General features: G+C 61.0%; 17 protein-coding genes and 1 tRNA gene. 6 read left to right on the top strand and 12 right to left on the bottom strand.

Annotated elements, in window-relative coordinates; translation table 11 throughout:
* Positions 1–2: 2 nt before the first annotated feature.
* The 4 genes from AC1DCM_RS15075 (at position 3) to AC1DCM_RS15060 (ending at position 3,313) form a co-directional block, all read left to right on the top strand.
* The gene (locus AC1DCM_RS15075) at positions 3–722 is read left to right on the top strand and encodes a LytR/AlgR family response regulator transcription factor (protein WP_442017005.1); all 720 of its coding nucleotides are present in this window, start codon (positions 3–5) and stop codon (positions 720–722) included.
* Positions 719–1,081, top strand: coding sequence for a hypothetical protein (locus AC1DCM_RS15070; RefSeq protein WP_442006242.1), 363 nt, complete (start codon positions 719–721; stop codon positions 1,079–1,081). Before AC1DCM_RS15075 ends, AC1DCM_RS15070 begins: the two co-directional genes overlap by 4 nt.
* Positions 1,078–2,544, top strand: coding sequence for a sodium/solute symporter (locus tag AC1DCM_RS15065; protein WP_442006241.1), 1,467 nt, complete (start codon positions 1,078–1,080; stop codon positions 2,542–2,544). The genes AC1DCM_RS15070 and AC1DCM_RS15065 overlap by 4 nt, the downstream gene beginning before the upstream one ends.
* Positions 2,545–2,620: 76 nt before the next feature.
* Entirely contained in the window at positions 2,621–3,313 is a 693-nt protein-coding gene (locus AC1DCM_RS15060) for a hypothetical protein (protein WP_442006240.1), read from the top strand.
* 13 nt (positions 3,314–3,326) lie between these two features.
* On the opposite strand, the gene AC1DCM_RS15055 is transcribed toward AC1DCM_RS15060, so the two are convergent.
* The 6 genes from AC1DCM_RS15055 to rpsB all read right to left on the bottom strand — a co-directional run bounded on the left by AC1DCM_RS15055 (position 3,327) and on the right by rpsB (position 8,217).
* Positions 3,327–3,911 (bottom strand): DivIVA domain-containing protein, encoded by a 585-nt coding sequence (locus AC1DCM_RS15055; protein ID WP_442006239.1) that lies wholly within the window; start codon positions 3,909–3,911, stop codon positions 3,327–3,329.
* Positions 3,912–3,932: 21 nt separating this feature from the next.
* On the bottom strand, positions 3,933–4,868 hold the full coding sequence (locus AC1DCM_RS15050) for a phosphatidate cytidylyltransferase (protein ID WP_431119376.1): 936 nt from the start codon (positions 4,866–4,868) through the stop codon (positions 3,933–3,935).
* On the bottom strand, positions 4,868–5,425 hold the full coding sequence (gene frr / locus AC1DCM_RS15045) for a ribosome recycling factor (RefSeq protein ID WP_216925335.1): 558 nt from the start codon (positions 5,423–5,425) through the stop codon (positions 4,868–4,870). Before frr ends, AC1DCM_RS15050 begins: the two co-directional genes overlap by 1 nt.
* Positions 5,426–5,542: 117 nt before the next feature.
* A complete protein-coding gene (gene pyrH, locus AC1DCM_RS15040) occupies positions 5,543–6,280 on the bottom strand; it encodes a UMP kinase (RefSeq protein ID WP_224092194.1) in 738 nt (245 codons plus the stop codon).
* A gap of 121 nt (positions 6,281–6,401) precedes the next feature.
* A complete protein-coding gene (gene tsf / locus AC1DCM_RS15035; RefSeq protein WP_442006238.1) occupies positions 6,402–7,238 on the bottom strand; it encodes a translation elongation factor Ts in 837 nt (278 codons plus the stop codon).
* Between the two features lie 121 nt (positions 7,239–7,359).
* Complete coding sequence (rpsB, locus tag AC1DCM_RS15030; protein ID WP_442006237.1) at positions 7,360–8,217, bottom strand: 30S ribosomal protein S2; 858 nt, start codon at positions 8,215–8,217, stop codon at positions 7,360–7,362.
* A 408-nt stretch (positions 8,218–8,625) separates the two neighbouring features.
* On the opposite strand from rpsB, the gene AC1DCM_RS15025 reads away from it, so the two are divergent.
* Positions 8,626–9,120, top strand: a complete 495-nt coding sequence (locus AC1DCM_RS15025; protein WP_442006236.1) for a M23 family metallopeptidase — start codon at positions 8,626–8,628, stop codon at positions 9,118–9,120.
* Positions 9,121–9,164: 44 nt separating this feature from the next.
* On the opposite strand, the gene AC1DCM_RS15020 is transcribed toward AC1DCM_RS15025, so the two are convergent.
* The 6 genes from AC1DCM_RS15020 to AC1DCM_RS14995 all read right to left on the bottom strand — a co-directional run bounded on the left by AC1DCM_RS15020 (position 9,165) and on the right by AC1DCM_RS14995 (position 14,586).
* Positions 9,165–10,355 carry an acyl-CoA dehydrogenase family protein gene (locus AC1DCM_RS15020; RefSeq protein WP_442006235.1) on the bottom strand — a complete coding sequence of 397 codons (1,191 nt, stop codon included), beginning with the start codon at positions 10,353–10,355 and terminating at the stop codon, positions 9,165–9,167.
* A 341-nt stretch (positions 10,356–10,696) separates the two neighbouring features.
* A tRNA-Ile gene (locus AC1DCM_RS15015) sits at positions 10,697–10,770 on the bottom strand.
* Between the two features lie 83 nt (positions 10,771–10,853).
* Positions 10,854–12,050, bottom strand: coding sequence for a glycosyltransferase (locus AC1DCM_RS15010; protein ID WP_442006234.1), 1,197 nt, complete (start codon positions 12,048–12,050; stop codon positions 10,854–10,856).
* A 110-nt stretch (positions 12,051–12,160) separates the two neighbouring features.
* A complete protein-coding gene (locus AC1DCM_RS15005; RefSeq protein WP_442006233.1) occupies positions 12,161–13,066 on the bottom strand; it encodes a DMT family transporter in 906 nt (301 codons plus the stop codon).
* The gene (locus tag AC1DCM_RS15000; RefSeq protein ID WP_477518823.1) at positions 13,066–13,689 is read right to left on the bottom strand and encodes a CDP-alcohol phosphatidyltransferase family protein; all 624 of its coding nucleotides are present in this window, start codon (positions 13,687–13,689) and stop codon (positions 13,066–13,068) included. The genes AC1DCM_RS15005 and AC1DCM_RS15000 overlap by 1 nt, the downstream gene beginning before the upstream one ends.
* Before the next feature lie 48 nt (positions 13,690–13,737).
* Positions 13,738–14,586 (bottom strand): phage holin family protein, encoded by an 849-nt coding sequence (locus AC1DCM_RS14995; protein WP_442006231.1) that lies wholly within the window; start codon positions 14,584–14,586, stop codon positions 13,738–13,740.
* A gap of 176 nt (positions 14,587–14,762) precedes the next feature.
* Here AC1DCM_RS14995 and AC1DCM_RS14990 point away from each other — a divergent pair, with 176 nt between their 5' ends.
* On the top strand, positions 14,763–15,992 hold the full coding sequence (locus AC1DCM_RS14990; RefSeq protein WP_442017002.1) for a multidrug effflux MFS transporter: 1,230 nt from the start codon (positions 14,763–14,765) through the stop codon (positions 15,990–15,992).
* Positions 15,993–16,047 lie beyond the last annotated feature (55 nt).

The following is a 16,047-nucleotide window of genomic DNA, read 5'->3' as shown; positions in this document are numbered from 1 at the left end:
TCATGATCAACGTGCTCGTCGCTGATGACGAACTGCCTGCCGTGGAGGAGCTCGCTTTCCTGCTGGGGCGGGATGCGCGCATCGGGACCATCCATCGCGCCTCGTCCGGGGCCGAGGCTTTACGGATCCTTGACCGGGAGTCCGTTGACGCCGTGTTCCTCGACATCCATATGCCGGCCCTATCTGGTTTGGACATCGCCCGCGCCATCGCGCGCAGCAGCAGCCCGCCCGCCGTCGTGTTCGTCACCGCTGACGAAGACTGCGCGTTGGAGGCCTTTGACCTCGCTGCCATCGACTATCTCCTCAAGCCGCTCCGTGCCGAGCGGCTGGCACGATCCGTGGACCGGATCAGCGAGCTGATCAAGGACGGCGCTCCTGCTCCCGAAATGATCACGGTGGACTTGGGAAGCACTACACGCATGATCCGTCGGGATGATGTCAGCTACGTGCAGGCGCAGGGCGATTACGCCAGGCTGCACACAGCCGAAGCCAGTTACCTGATCCGCGTCCCGCTCAGCGATCTGGAACAGAAGTGGGCCGAAGCCGGTTTTATCCGGATCCACCGCAGCTACCTGATTGCCTTGGACCATGTGGGGCATTTGAAGCTTTCTGCGACTGCCCCCAGCGTAAGAGTGGCTGGCGCGGAACTGCCCATTAGCCGGCGCCACCTGCCATCGGTGCGTGACAAGCTGCAATCCACCCGCATCCGGCCTCAAGGATGACGCGCGTTCGGGTCACGGCACCACACCAAGCAGCCATACCGACCCCCACCCGGTTCCCTTACGGTGGCGAAGTCGCCGAGGATTCGGACGCGGGACGCGTTTTCGTCCGTTCCCTCATCCGCTCGCAACTGCGGCTCGCATTGGTGGTGGCCTGCGGCTTCCTGCTCATTCTCGCTGCGTTCGCCCTGTTGCTGGTCTTCGGACCAGGGGTGGCCGAGACCCGGATCCTGGGCATTCCGCTCGACTGGCTGTTGCTGGGGCTGGGGATCTACCCCGTGATCGGCCTCAGCGCCTGGCTGTACAACCGCGCGGCCGCACGCAATGAAGCCCGATATCGGGACCTTGTGGAGGACAAGTGAACCCTGCTGTTGGTTTGGTCGCCTTTCTGGCAGTTTCGATCACGACGGCGGTCATCGGCTTCTATGGCCTGCGCATCTCACGCACTACTGGAGACTTCTACGTTGCCTCGCGCACAGTCCCGCCGTGGTGGAATGCCTCCGCGATTGGCGGCGAATACCTGTCCGCCGCGAGCTTCCTGGGCGTCGCGGGACTGATCCTGCTCTCCGGAACCGATGCCTTGTGGTTCCCTGTTGGTTACACCGCTGGTTACCTCATGCTGTTGCTTTTCGTTGCCGCTCCCCTGCGGCGCTCTGGCGCGTACACCATCCCGGACTTCACCGAGGCGCGCCTGGATTCCAAGATGGTTCGACGCGTCACAAGCCTGGTAGTGGTGGCCGTCGGCTGGCTGTACATCGTGCCCCAGCTTCATGGCGCTGCGCTCACCATCCGCATCACCACGGGACTGCCGTCTTGGGTAGGTTCGACGGCGGTGGTGCTGGTGGTGTGCCTCACGGTGGTGGCAGGTGGGATGCGGTCCATTACGTTCGTCCAGGCTTTCCAGTATTGGCTCAAGCTGACTGCGTTGGCCGTTCCCGTGATTTTCGTGCTCCTGGTGCTGGCTGGAAACGACACCCCGCACCAAGCCCAGCTCCCGGTCAATCCCACTGGCCAGCCAGCCGCCAGCGCCTACCAGAACATTTCGCTCCTGGTGGCACTGCTCTTCGGGACGTTGGGCCTGCCGCACGTCCTGGTACGGTTCTACACAAATCCAGATGGACAATCGGCACGCCGCACCACATTGATCGTCCTTGGACTGCTCTCTGTGTTCTACCTCTTCCCCACGCTGTCCGGCGCTCTGGGAAGAATCTTCGCCCCGGAGCTGGCACAATCAGGACAAGCCGACGCCCTGGTCCTGCTGTTGCCTGGCAAGCTCGTGGGAGGAACAGCCGGCGAACTCCTCTCAGCCCTCGTGGTTGCCGGCGCCTTCGCCGCGTTTCTGTCCACCACGTCCGGGCTGGTCGTTTCGCTCTCAGGCGTCATCAGCCAGGACCTCTTTGGGGGAAGCGTCCGGGGATTCCGCCTCGCGGCGCTGCTTGCCGCCGTCGTGCCTTTGGGTTTTGCTTTCATGACAGACACTCTGGCCTTGGCCGGGAGCGTTGGACTGGTCTTTGCCTTTACGGCCTCCACCATTTGTCCCGTGTTGCTGCTGGGAATCTGGTGGCGTGGGCTGACCGATGCCGGGGCAATTGCGGGGATGGTGACCGGTGCGCTGCTGTGTGGCGGGGCCATGGTGATGGGCACTGTCATGGGCCAGGGCAATGCTCCTGCCTGGTTGGCGCAACCGGCTGCATGGACGGTCCCCGCTGCTTTCGCAGTGACGGTGGCAGTCTCCGTCTGGACCAAGAACCGTGTGCCGGCTTCCGTGAACCGCGTCATGTCCCGCCTGCACGTTCCAGAACGGCCAGTGGCAACGGAACGCTGACAGAAGGCACTGAACCGGCGCCCTGTTGTATTGGCACCCTGTTGTCCGGGCATGGCGCAAGGTGGACAATGACGCCATGTCCGAGGAACCGGGTGCAGCCAGCCCCGAACCGCCCATGACCCTACCGGCGTTGTCGCCCAGCATCAGGGCCCAGCTGCTGGCCACCGAACACTGGAGCCTTCTTGCTTCAAGGAGCACTACACAAGGTGAGGTGCTCACGCGTATCAGCATGTTCCTGACGTTCACATCGGCCAGCCTGCTGAGTGTTGCCCTGGTGGGACAAGCTACGCAATTCTCCGAAGCCTTCAGGGCATTCGCGCTGACCATCCTCACCATTGACCTGATGGTGGGGCTGTTAACCCACATACGCGTCATCAGCGTCGGAATGGAGGATCTTATGTACGTCATCGCCATGAACCGGTTGCGGGCCGCGTACGTAGATCTGGATCCAGGCATGGCGAGGTACCTTATGGCTGGATCCCACGACGACCAAGAAGGTTCGAAACGTACGTACTACTTCTTCGGCGGCAGGAAGGACTTCAGCCAAGTGGCCGGCAGCAGCATGATATTCATGGCAACTGTAAACGCAGCACTGATCGCCTTGTTGGTTGGCTCGGCGCTGTTGGTGGCAGGACTGCCAGCCGCTGTCGCGGTGGGCGTTGCCGTCGTGGCAGCACTGGCTTTTTTCGTTACAGTGCTGGCTCGAGGGAGGCGCCGCTACCTCGATGTGTGGAAGAACAACCCACCCATCTCCCCAACACCACGTTAGTTTGGAGGCCTTCTCAGTCGATGGCCGCCATCAGTTCAACCACACGGTCAAGGAATGCATCCACCTGGGCTTCGTCATAGCCTTCGTCGCCCTTGGCGGCGCGGAAGACGGCGCGGCGAACGGTGTCCACGCTGAGGGGCTGATCGTGTTCCAGGTAACCGATGAGTTCGGCGCAGAGTGCATCCACGTCCTGGACGTTGTAGCTGCGGACTTTCTTCTTGGCCGGGCGGCGGAATCGTTCGCCGTCGGGCCGGTGCAGCCGTCCACGAAGGATGCCGGAGAGTTTACCGATCTGCCGCAGCCAGGCTTCCTCGCCCTGCTGGCTGATGAGGTCATCGCGTTCCCGCCTTGCGAAAGCGTCTTCAAGCCGATCCAACGCGGCGTCGACGCTGTTGGCGTCGTAACCACCCTTGACCGGGTCAAAAGCTACATCGCGTACATCCGTACTGGCCACTTGATCGGCGGCACCCACAGGGTTCTCGAAAGAAGTCCTGGCACGGCTAAGGAACGCATCCACTTGCTTGGCGTTGTAGCCATACTTGCTGCGCTCAACGCGATCGAACGTTGCGGGAATCTGGCGACGAATATCCAAAGTCACTAATTTTCCTTCATCGGGGTGTCAGACGCCGCTCAGCAGCGCGAACAGAACATAGGCTACAGGGGCCGCGAAGACGATCGAGTCCAAACGGTCCATGACACCGCCGTGGCCGGGAAGGATGCTGCTCATGTCCTTCACGCCAAGTTCGCGCTTGACCATGGACTCGGCGAGGTCTCCCGCCGTCGAAGCAGCAACCATGCCGGTAGCCAGCACCAGGCCAACCCACCACGGTTTGTCCAACATGAGGACACACGCAAGAACACCAATGATCATGGCGCCTGCGACAGAACCGGCAAATCCTTCCCAGGACTTTTTGGGACTGATTTTCGGTGCCATCGGGTGCTTCCCAAAGGAGGCGCCCACGATGTAACCGAACGTGTCATTCGATACGACCAGGAGCAGCATGGTGGCGATCTGCCAGGCTCCACCTGGAATGCCGTCCGGCCACAAGCCGACCGGAGTCGCGCCGCCGCTGGCATGCAGCGGGAGCGCGGCGAAGCTGATCAGGAACGGTATCCAAGCGAGAGTGAAGACACCCGCGAAGACGCTGCGGGGGGCACCTGCGGCACTCTCAATGGAGCGCCACAGCAGCACTGCGACGCAGCTTGCCGTCATGGTGAACAACAAGCCTTCCAAACCGCCAAAGTAGGCGGAAACAGGCATCACCAGGGTTCCGATCATCACTGGGATGATCGGCATCCTGGTCCCCTGGGCCTCGAGGGCCCTGAAAACTTCCCAAACGCCCAGCACCGCAAACGATGTTGTGAGCAGGACGAATCCGAGCGGGAGGAACAGCAGTCCCCCAAGCACGGCGAAAAGCATGGCAAGCCCGACGCCGATGGCAGCCGGAAGATTACGGCCTGCCTTCGGCGTCGGGTTCCCTCGCAGACGCCTGACGCGTTTGCTCGTATCGCGTGTCGGGACCCGCCCAGCGGGTGCCGGCTCTGCCTGGTTCATTAGACCTCGAGCAGCTCGGCTTCCTTGCGCTTGAGCAGTTCGTCAATGCTGTCGACGTGCTGCTTGGTGATGGCGTCGAGTTCCTTCTCACCGCGTGAACCTTCGTCCTCGCCGGCGTCGCCGTCCTTGACGAATTTGTCGATAGCGTCCTTGGCCTTGCGGCGGATGCTGCGGATGGAGACCTTGGCGTCTTCACCCTTGCCCTTGACGATCTTGACGTATTCCTTGCGGCGCTCCTTGGTGAGCTCCGGGATGGTGACACGGATGATGTTGCCGTCGTTGGAGGGGTTGGCGCCAACCTCGGAGTCGCTCAAGGCTTTCTCGATGTCACGCAGTGCCGTTTTGTCGTACGGCGTGATGAGGATGGTCCGTGCGTCCGGAACTGCGAAGGATGCGAGCTGCTGCAGCGGAGTGGGTGTGCCGTAGTACTCCACGATCACCTTGTTGTAGAGCCCTGGGTTTGCCCGGCCCGTACGGATCGAGGCGAAATCTTCCTTGGCTACCTCAACCGCCTTGTCCATCTTCTCGCCGGCTTCGAGCAAGGTCTCTTCGATCACGGGTTTCTCCTCAGAAAATAGTCGCTGCCCAACTGCGGGCGGCAATGCACGTTACAGGAATGCACAGTAAAGATCCGCCACGAGGGGCGGACGGTCCTAGAAATATCCTAGCCGCTGCTAGGGAGTAACCAGGGTTCCCAGCGTTTCACCCAGGATGGCGCGGGTAACGTTGCCCTCGCCCTCCATGCCAAAGACCACCATGGAGAGGTTGTTGTCCTTGCACATGGTCATGGCTGTCTGGTCCATGACCCGAATGTCCCGGCGCAGGGCGTCGTCATAGCTGAGGACATCAAGCTTTTCGGCGGAGGAATCCTTCTTGGGATCTGCGGTGTAGACGCCATCCACACCGCTCTTGGCCATCAGTACGACGTCGGCGTGGACTTCGAGCGCACGCTGTGCAGCTACTGTGTCCGTGGAGAAGTACGGCAGACCGGCTCCTGCACCGAAGATGACCACGCGGCCCTTTTCCATGTGGCGGATGGCCCGGCGAGGAATGTACGCCTCTGCCACCTGGCCCATGGTGATGGCGCTCTGGACGCGGGTTTCGACACCCGCCTGCTCCAGGAAGTCCTGCAGCGCGAGGCAGTTCATGACCGTGCCAAGCATGCCCATGTAGTCCGCACGGGAACGGTCCATGCCGCTCTGGGATAGTTCGGCTCCGCGGAAGAAGTTTCCACCGCCAACCACAATGGCTACTTCGACGTCAGCGACGGCAGCAGCGATCTGCTTGGCGATAGCGCGGACGGTCTCAGGATCGACGCCGAGCTTGCCTCCGCCGATGACCTCGCCGGAAAGTTTCAGAAGTACACGGCGGCGGGTCTTCTCGGGCTGGATTGCAGTATTGACGGTTTCCATGGTGCCTTCCCGTTGGTGGACTCTGGCTAGATTATCGTGCTGTGCGTCCGCGCAGATACTACCCGGACGGGTGCATGAAAAAGGGGCGGCCACCGAAGTGACCACCCCTTTTCATGAATTACTAGTTTCCGACTCGGAAACGGGATACTGCGGTTGCCTTGACGCCGGCTTCTTCGAGGACCTGTGCAACGGTCTTCTTGGAATCCTTGGCGAATGCCTGGTCAACCAGGACCTCACCCTTGTAGAAGCCCGTCACACGGCCTTCAACAATCTTGGAGAGGGCAGCTTCCGGCTTGCCTTCAGCCTTGGCAGTCTCTTCAGCGATGCGGCGCTCGGACTCGACCAGTTCGGTCGGGACGTCTTCGCGGGTCAGGTAGTTCGGAGCCATGGCTGCAACGTGGACAGCGATGTCGTGTGCTGCGGTGGCAGCGGCTTCGCCTTCACCATCAACAGCGAACAGGACGCCGACCTGTGCAGGAAGGTCCTTGGAGGTCTTGTGCAGGTAGGCGTCAACCGTGGTGCCCTCAACGCGGGAAATACGGCGGACAACAACCTTTTCGCCGAGGACAGCGCCCTCTTCGATGACGATTTCGGACAGCGGCTTGCCGTCGACCTCGGTAGCGAGCAGGGTTTCGAGGTCGGCAGCGCCGGACTCGACTGCAACGTTGAGGACCTTGTCAGCCAGCTGGATGAACTTGTCAGCCTTGGCGACGAAGTCGGTCTCGCAGTTGACCTCGATCATTACGCCCACGCCGTCGGTAACCTTGGCAGCAACCAGGCCCTCAGCGGTGGAGCGGCCTTCGCGCTTGGTAGCGCCCTTGAGGCCCTTGATGCGGATGATTTCGATGGCCTTCTCGGCGTCACCGTTGGCTTCGTCAAGAGCCTTCTTGACGTCCATCATGCCGGCGCCGGTGCGCTCGCGCAGGGCCTTGATGTCAGCAGCAGTGTAGTTCGCCATGTGAACCCCTCTGTCTAGAAAGTTGTGTGATTACGGACTGACAGGACAGCAGCCCACCGTGTGAGCCGCCATCCTGTCAGATGCCCCCGATGCCGTCTCCGGTCTCAGGGAAGGTCCAAATTTACTTGGTTGCTTCGGCTTCGCCGGCTGCAGCTTCAGTAGCTTCGGCAGCGGGAGCTTCAGCAGCCTCGGCGGCCGGAGCTTCTTCAGTCTTGCTGCCTTCGAGGAGCTCGCGCTCCCACTCGGCCAGCGGCTCTTCCGGAGCCTCGGTGGTGCCGGTGGCGCGCTGGTTGCGGGCGATGAGGCCCTCAGCAACGGCGTCGGCAACAACGCGGGTAAGCAGGTTGACGGAGCGGATGGCGTCGTCGTTGCCCGGGATCGGGAAGTCAACTTCATCGGGATCGCAGTTGGTGTCCAGGATGGCAACAACCGGGATGTTCAGCTTCTTGGCTTCGTCGACAGCAAGGTGTTCCTTCTTGGTGTCAACAACCCACAGAACAGACGGGGCCTTGGTCAGGTTGCGGATACCACCGAGGTTGGACTCAAGCTTGGTGAGTTCGCGCTTGAGGAGCAGGAGCTCCTTCTTGGTGTAACCGGAGCCGGCGACGTCCTCGAAGTTGATCTCTTCGAGTTCCTTCATGCGCTGGATACGCTTGGCGACGGTCTGGAAGTTGGTGAGCATACCGCCCAACCAACGCTGGTTCACGTACGGCTGGCCAACGCGGGTAGCCTGCTCGGCAATTGCTTCCTGAGCCTGCTTCTTGGTGCCGACGAACAGGACGGTGCCGCCGTGGGCGACAGTAGCCTTGACGAACTCGTAGGCGCGGTCGATGTAGGACAGCGACTGCTGAAGGTCAATGATGTAGATGCCGTTGCGCTCCGTGAAGATGAAGCGCTTCATCTTCGGGTTCCAACGACGGGTCTGGTGTCCAAAGTGGACGCCGCTGTCAAGCAGCTGGCGCATAGTTACGACGGGCATGCCGACGCTCCTTCCGGCAGGTCATTCATGAGAGAGCCCATGGGGCTGCTCTTACCCTGCCAATAGTTGACGGTTGTTTAGCCTTTGCCCGGACGGGCGCGGCTCCTGGCATCCATTGCACTTCTCATCCGATGTGGGGCCACAAGGCTCAACCGGACCGCAAGAGGCACAATCCTCCGCAGCCTAAAGCCAAGAGGCTTCGCTGGTGGAGGGCTGGATACGCGTAGTCAGCTCTGGACCCTCACATATCTGAATGAGACATGCTCCTGAATTAGCTTGAGGGCACAGCAAACTGCTCCACCAAGTGTACTACAGCAGCACCACTCGTTTGACCGACCGAACGCGATGTTGTCCACATAGGACAGCCCGGGGATGGTACGGCAGGGCGGGAGCGGAAAGCCTTGGTACATGGCCATTTTGAAGCTCTCCATATCCACTTTTGTCCTCGCCGCCACCCTGGCCGGAATCCCGGGTGCAACGGCGCCGGCAGAGGAGCGGTGGGCTTGGCCACTCTCCCCCAAGCCCGCCATCCTTCGCGCGTTCGATCCGCCGGACAAGCCGTGGCTGAGCGGACACCGCGGCGTGGACCTGGGGCCAACGTTCGACGGCGCCCCGGTCACCTCGCCATCCGATGGCGTGGTGACCTTTGCTGGCGTCGTGGTTGACCGTCCGGTCCTGACGATCGATCATGGCGAGGGCCTTCGCAGCAGCTTTGAGCCGGTGATCAGCGACCTAAAACCCGGAGATGCCGTGCAAAAGGGCCAGGTTATCGGCTCCCTGGTCCCCGGACACTGCAGCTCTACTGCTTGCATACATTGGGGCGTCCGCCGCGGCGAGGATTACGTCAACCCTTTGGGATTCGTGGAGGATCTGAGGCCATCCATCCTGTTGCCGCTGGAATAGAGGGCATTGGTGCGGGGCTTTGTACCTGGACGATGGCAGAAAACCTACACGATGGCCGAAACTCCCGTGATGGCGCGTCCAGTCACCAGGGTGTTGATCTCGTGCGTGCCTTCGTAGGAGTAGATGGCCTCCGCGTCGGAGAAGATCTTTGCCATTTCGTAGTCCGTGACAATGCCATTGCCACCCAGGATCCCGCGGCCAAGGGCAACACTTTCCCGCATGCGGGCGGTTGTGAACGCCTTCGCCAACGCTGACTGCTCGTCCTTTGCAACCCCCGCATCCTCAAGCTGGGCCAACCGCACCATCATGCCCATTGATGCCACCGCATTGCCCAGGATCTGAACCAACTGGTTCTGCACCAACTGGAAGGCCGCCAGGGGCCTGCCAAATTGCTGGCGCTCCACCGCGTAGGCTCGGGCCACATCGAAGGCAGCGAGCTGAAGCCCCACGGCTTGCCAGGCGACGGCGAGCCGGGTCACCTTGAGGACTTTGTTGGTATCGCGGAAGCTGTTGCCGTTGGCCAGCTTGAAGAAGTCCGGCACCACCACGTTGTCCAGGATGATGTCGGCGTTCTGCACAGTACGCAGGGAGATCTTGTTCTCGATCTTGCTTGCCGAGTATCCGGGCAGTGAGGTGTCCACGAGGAATGCCTTGACGTGGTTGTCGGCCACATCCTTGGCGTAGATGACCACCCAATCGGAGAACGTGGCGTTGCCGATCCAGCGCTTGGCGCCGTTGAGGATCCAGTTGTCTCCATCGCGCTGCGCGGTGGTCCGGGTACCTCCTGCCACATCCGAACCGCCCAGGGGTTCGGTCAAACCGAAGGCGCCGATCTTCTTCAAGGAGTAGATGTCCGGAAGCCAGGCATCCTTCTGCTCCTGGGAAGCAAGGGTTTCGATGGAGCCGGTGAACAGACCATCATGGACACCCATGAACGTCGCAATGGAAGCGTCGGCGCGGGTCACTTCCGCATGGAGGATGCCGGCGAAGAGATTCGAATAGCCTTGCCGGCGCACAGGGCTGACGAGGTCGATTTCCGCCAACTTAGGGATGAGCTCCATCGGAAACTCAGCGCGGTTCCAGCAGTCCACGGCGATGGGCTTGACCTCGCGGGCCAGGAACTCCCGAACCTCGGCCAGGCGGTCCTGCTCCTTGCCCGTCAGCATCTGCTCGAAGGCGTAGAAGTCACCATCGGCATAAGGAAGGTTGTTGGCGTCGAATGCAGCGTTGGACATGTGCGCTCCTTCAAGGGTGGTCACCTGCGACCACGTCACGGCCCCGGAAGTTACCGGCGAGTAGTAAGTTACTGATGAGTAACATACCGTAGTTGCACCGTTCACCGCAACGAGACGGATGGAGTAATTGAGGCTCCCGGGATTTTCACAGCGCGATCTCCTACTCGGCGGATCAGCCGGCGCCACGCAAATTCCTTGGTGCCCACGAAACGGGCTGACGACGCCCGGATTTAGGCGTCATCAGCCCGCGGGCGAGGCGCTGAAGAATTCGGGCGTCGCCAGAGAACAGAAAGGAGCCGTGGCTGACGTATGAAACGCCAACCACGGCTCCTGTGTAAAGGTAGGGCTACTCGGACTTGAACCGAGGACCTTAGGATTATGAGTCCCGCGCTCTAACCAGCTGAGCTATAGCCCCGTGACGCCCCTCCGGCCGCTAAGAAGCAGCAGTTGGGGCAAATGCACTCTAGCAATACTAATAGCTACTTGAGAGTGCTTTTGTCACACCACCATGTCCTCGTAGGAAGCCCCGCGGTAGAGGTCCTCGAACGTCTGGAGTGTCCCGTTGATGCTGTGCGGCTCCACCATCTCGCGGCTTACCTTGCCCATGGCTTTCAGTTGGTCTTCGGGAAGCTCCACCAGCTTGGTGATCTTCGACGCGAGCTCCGTGCTGTCGTTCGGTGTGAAGAGGTATCCGTTTTCGCCGTCGCGGACCAGATGCGGGAGTGCCATGGCATTGGCCAAGAGCACCGGAGTGGAGGCAGACATTGCTTCGAGTGTCACCAACGATTGAAGTTCAGCGGTGCCTGGCATGCAGAAGATGTCGGCCTTGATGTAGGCCTCGCGCAGCTCTTCATCGCTTGCCAGTCCAAGGAATTTCACCCGCTCCCCCAAGCCAAGCTTGGCCACCTGTGCTTCCAAGGCCGGGCGCACTTCCCCGCCGCCCACGATCTCAAGGTGGACGTTGAGTTCTCGCGGGGTCTTGGCAATGGCGTCGATCAGCACATTAACGTGCTTCTCTTCCGCAAGGCGTCCCGCGAAAAGAACAGTCGGATTGGCATGGGGTTCGATCGTCTCGCCGGGCTGAAGCTCATAGGCGCCGGAGTCAATTCCATTGGACAACGGCAAGACCTTACGGAGGAAAGCGTGCTGGTGCATCGCCTTGGCGGCCAGAGGAGTGGGTGTTGTGACGACGTCAGCCTGGCCCATCACCTTGCCCATGTCCTTCCAGGAGATGCGCCCTACGATGTTCTTGAACCACTGCGGGAAGGGCAGGAACGGGTTCAGGTTTTCAGGCATGAAGTGGTTAGTGGCGACAATCCTGATGCCGCGCCTTACGGCCTCGTAGAGTACGTGTTCCCCAATCATGTAGTGGCTTTGGATGTGCACCACGTCCGGTTGGACTTTGTCGAACAGGAGGCTGATTTCCTTCTTGATTTCCCACGGGAAGCAGATGCGGAAGTATTCGTGGGTGAATACTCCATGCGAGCGGAGGCGGTGCACGGTGGCCTCGTCACGGAACTCGGTGTAGCTCTTGCCAGTGTCCGGACGGCAAGCCAACACGTGCACGTTGTGTCCGCGCGCCGTCATTCCCTTGGCCAGGCGGTAGCCGAACTGAGCGGCACCGTTTACGTGCGGCGGGTAGGTGTCCGCAGCGATCAGGATGGTAAGGGGTTTGTTGGTGTCGGGAATGGTCACGTGGAGAACTCCTGATGGTCACGGTGCGGAACAGCGTTGAACGGGTCAATGCCGTGGTGTCGCCGGGTTGCCGGACCGCTGGAAAGCGGCGGCGCAAGTTAAAGCTTTGCCTAGGCCTTCCGGCTTGCAGCCGCCTTCGCGTCCTTCTTACGCTTGGTGACTTCCGGGTGGTGCCGGCTCAAGGCAATAACCCCCACGATAGCAAGGGAAGCTGCGACGGCCATGCTGATTGCCATCACAGCATGGACATCGGGACGAAGCTCACCAAGGATAACGATGCCGATGGCTATGCCCACCATGGGGTCCACCACGGTGAGTCCGGCTATGACCAAATCCGGAGGGCCGCTTGAATAGGCGCTCTGGACGAACCAGGAACCCAGGCCACCGGCGGCCGCGATGGCAATGAGCGTGTACCACTGGACATTGAGCAGGAACAGACCGTTGGGATCCAGCAGATGCTTGCCGATGATTCGGGTCAGGACGGCCACGAAGCCAAACAGTATGCCTGCTCCCAAGATGTAAATGAAGGCGCTCATACGGTGTTTAAACACCACGGCCAGGGTGCCGAAAAGGCCCACGGCCAGGGCCAGGAGCATCACGATTGTCAGTTCGTCTGCAGCGCTGACGTGGTGGTTTTCCTGCGTGACAAACACAGCCAGGAGTACGAACAAGGCGGACCCAGTGACGCAGGCCGTGATGGCCACGACGGTGGCGCGGTTGATGCTCAAGCCTTGATCCTTGGCGTTGACCACAGTGGTAATGACCAGTGCGATCGCACCAATCGGCTGCACCACCGTCAGGGGTGCCGATACAAGGGCGATCGCATTCATCACCATGCCCAGGCACAACAGCAAGAGCCCAAGCATCCATCGTGGATTGCGTAGAAGCCGCAGGAACCCGTTGGAACTCAGGGCCAGGCCGCCGGTATCGGCCTTGACCGCGCTTCCTTGGCGTTGGGCGCCAATGGCAAGGAAAAAGGCACCAAGTACGGCAAGGGAAACCGCCAGCCACACCATCAGCCGTGTCCGCCGTCGTTGGACCGCAGTTCTTTGCCTTTACGCAGGATGGCCCAGTAGTAGTTGTAGGCCGCGATCCAGTGGCCCAGCAGTCCGAGGCCGAGGAAAACCCAGGCGGCGGCGAAGTAGGCGTCCGTGTAGGGAATCGGCAATTTGGAAAGAACCAGCAACGGCGTGCCCACCAGCAGGAACCCGGTGCGGATCTTGCCGATGATGCTCACGGGAAGGTCCGGATGGCTGCGGAAGTAGATCAGGGAGGCAATGGCCAGAATGGCGTCCGGCACCACCAGTGCGGCCAGGTACCACCACTGCACGACGCCGGCAATCGCCAAAGTGACTGCTACGGCTATGAGCGCCGCCCTGTCCGCCAGGGGGTCCAGGATCCTGCCCAGCTTGGAGGTTTGGTCAAAGCGGCGGGCGATGTAGCCATCCACCCAGTCAGTGCTGCCCATGRTGACCAGCACGAGCACAGCGAAGCCGTATTCCTTCTGCCACAGGACCAACCACACAAAGAGCGGGACGCCCATGAAGCGCAGAACTGTGAGCATGTTGGGAACAGTGAAGAGGAGGTCGTGGTCCACCTGGGGACGGTCCGGATGCGAACCAGCACCGATAAACCTCATGGTGTCCCCCTTCCTCTACTCCAGTGTGTGCGGTACTGCGGCAGGCTGCTACTTCTTCAGCAGCTTCCGCAGGGCAACCACGAAGACTGCAGCAGCGGCGGCGAAAGCCACGAGGTCCTTCCACCGGGAAGCAAGGCGTCCGGTGAGGTCCTCAGGGACCGCCTCTCCTAGGTCAGCGAACTTCGCTGAAGCAAAGTCCTTTCCCTCCTGGAGTTTCACTGTGGCCGTGCCCAGCAAAGCCTGGCCCTGCTTTTTGACGTCCAACTGCTCGCCAAGTTCATCGCGCACGCCCGTGAGGTGTTCGCGTCGCTTGTCCAGGCGCAGGCGGAGTTCTGCTTCGGTGGGTGCCTTGACGGCGTCCGCTTCCTTGGCTGCTTCCTTTGCGGCCTTTTCTGCCTTCGCCTTTTCAGCGGCAGCTTCCTTCGCGGCCTTCGCCGCCTTGGCAGCGGGCGAATTGGGATCGAGGATCGATTCGTCGAAGGCCGAGCCTTCCTTCGCAATTCCCAGATCGTGCTTGAGTCCACGGATGGTGTCCTCAGGGATCAACGGCATGGCCTTCTTGAACTTGGCGACGCCGATCAAGGCCCCGAGCGCGACGATGACAAGAAAGACCGCTGCAACGATCAACGCCGCAAGCCAACCCGGCATGATGGTAGCCAACCCAAGAATCGCGGCCACCACCAGCGCGATCACAAGGAGCGACATGAAAACAAGGGCTACGCCAAAGAACGCGCCGGCCACCCCAACCTGGGTGGCCTTGCGCTTGAGTTCGACCTTGGCAAGGGCGATCTCATCGTTGAGTTGCCTGGGAGCCAAACGGGCAACGAGCTTGAGGGTCTTCGGCAAAGTACGGATGGCTGGTCTCGTGCTGGTCCGGCCGGTGTGACGTCCACTCATTGGGTTCCGCCTAACTGCTTCCTCTGGGCATCGTGTCGGGCGAACGCGGCCGGAAAGAGATCGCCGCGGGCACCTGTCCTCAAAACTATCATTCAGGTTCCGGCTCAACTTTCGCCCATGACACCGCGGCGCGCCTGAGGTAGCTGCATAAATATGATGTGACGGCCATAGGATAGATGATCGTGACCAATCCCATTGCTCCGGGCGATTCCCTGAGCCGACGCGAAAAGCTTGTCTACATTGTCCTTCTCGGTGCCCTGACCGCTTTGGGGCCCTTCACTGTGGATCTCTACCTTCCTGCGTTCCCTGCGCTGGAGGAGAGTTTTGGCGTTTCAGCCACGGCTATCCAGCTGACACTGACTGGCACCACCGTCGGGTTTGGCCTTGGGCAGCTGGTGGTTGGTCCCTTCAGCGACAAGTTTGGCCGTCGCCTGCCCTTGATCCTCGCCACTGCCCTTCATATCGGATCATCGTTGGGCGCTGCTTTGGCTCCGGACATTGGGTTCCTGTCCCTCTTCCGCGTGCTCATGGGTATCGGTGCCGCCGGTGGCGGCGTCGTCGCAATGGCCATGGTTCGGGACCTGTTCCACGGCTACTCGATGGTCCGCATGTTCTCCCGGATGTCCTTGGTCAACGGGCTTGCCCCGATCCTTGCCCCTATCATCGGTTCCCAGTTGCTGCTGGTGTTCCCGTGGCCCGGTATCTTCTACTTCCTGGCCTGCTACGGCACGTTGGTGATATTGGCCGCGATCTTCTTCATTCGCGAAACCCTGCCGGCTGAACGGCGCGGGAAGTCCACAGTCACAGTGCGGCAGCGGTACAAGACGGTGCTGACGGACCGGATCTTCGTGGGCATGTTAATGGTAGGCAGCCTTAACTTCGGTGGTTTGTTCGCTTACCTGTCGGCCTCCACTTTCCTGTTCCAGAACATTTACGAATTCTCTCCCCAGGAATACGGCCTCCTCTTCGGCGTCAATTCGCTGGGCATCGTGGCGGGCGTCCAGATCAGCTCAAGGTTGATCCGACGCGTGGCCCCGCAGTGGATCGTGGCCGGAGCCACGGTGTTCATGCTGCTGATGGCGGCCCTGATTATCGTGCTCGATCTCCTGCACGCAGGTCTCTGGGGCATCCTGATCCCGCTGTGGTTCTACATTTGCGCTACAGGCTTCCTGTTCCCCTGCGTCCAGGTCCTCTCCTTGGCGAACCATGGAGCCCAAGCGGGGACGGCGGCATCGCTCCTCGGCGCGGCGCAATTCATGATGGCGGGCATCGTCCCCCCTGTGGTCGGCTGGCTCGGTGTCGATTCAGCGGTACCCATGGGCGCGGTCCAGGCGGTCTGCATCACCGGAGCCATCGCCGCGCTGTGGCTCGTGGTCCGGCCGCGGACGGTCCCTTCAATCCACTAGGCCCGTCAATCCACTAGGCCCGTCCATCCACTAATCCCGGCAATCCACTAGTACG

It is taken from the genome of Paenarthrobacter sp. 10N417 (genome assembly GCF_056394745.1).
The sequence above is the reverse complement of the archived record's forward strand: the minus strand, read 5'-3'. Positions and strand labels throughout refer to the sequence as shown.

What these genes read in the sequence shown, in the direction of transcription:
- AC1DCM_RS15060 (WP_442006240.1), top strand. Translation starts at nt 2,621, where the DNA reads ATGTCCGAGGAACCGGGTGCAGCCAGCCCCGAACCGCCCATGACCCTA.
- AC1DCM_RS14995 (WP_442006231.1), bottom strand. Translation starts at nt 14,586, where the DNA reads ATGAGTGGACGTCACACCGGCCGGACCAGCACGAGACCAGCCATCCGT.
- AC1DCM_RS15075 (WP_442017005.1), top strand. Translation starts at nt 3, where the DNA reads ATGATCAACGTGCTCGTCGCTGATGACGAACTGCCTGCCGTGGAGGAG.
- AC1DCM_RS15050 (WP_431119376.1), bottom strand. Translation starts at nt 4,868, where the DNA reads ATGAACCAGGCAGAGCCGGCACCCGCTGGGCGGGTCCCGACACGCGAT.
- pyrH (WP_224092194.1), bottom strand. Translation starts at nt 6,280, where the DNA reads ATGGAAACCGTCAATACTGCAATCCAGCCCGAGAAGACCCGCCGCCGT.
- tsf (WP_442006238.1), bottom strand. Translation starts at nt 7,238, where the DNA reads ATGGCGAACTACACTGCTGCTGACATCAAGGCCCTGCGCGAGCGCACC.
- AC1DCM_RS15070 (WP_442006242.1), top strand. Translation starts at nt 719, where the DNA reads ATGACGCGCGTTCGGGTCACGGCACCACACCAAGCAGCCATACCGACC.
- AC1DCM_RS15025 (WP_442006236.1), top strand. Translation starts at nt 8,626, where the DNA reads ATGGCCATTTTGAAGCTCTCCATATCCACTTTTGTCCTCGCCGCCACC.
- rpsB (WP_442006237.1), bottom strand. Translation starts at nt 8,217, where the DNA reads ATGCCCGTCGTAACTATGCGCCAGCTGCTTGACAGCGGCGTCCACTTT.
- AC1DCM_RS15020 (WP_442006235.1), bottom strand. Translation starts at nt 10,355, where the DNA reads ATGTCCAACGCTGCATTCGACGCCAACAACCTTCCTTATGCCGATGGT.
- AC1DCM_RS14990 (WP_442017002.1), top strand. Translation starts at nt 14,763, where the DNA reads ATGATCGTGACCAATCCCATTGCTCCGGGCGATTCCCTGAGCCGACGC.
- AC1DCM_RS15005 (WP_442006233.1), bottom strand. Translation starts at nt 13,066, where the DNA reads ATGGTGTGGCTGGCGGTTTCCCTTGCCGTACTTGGTGCCTTTTTCCTT.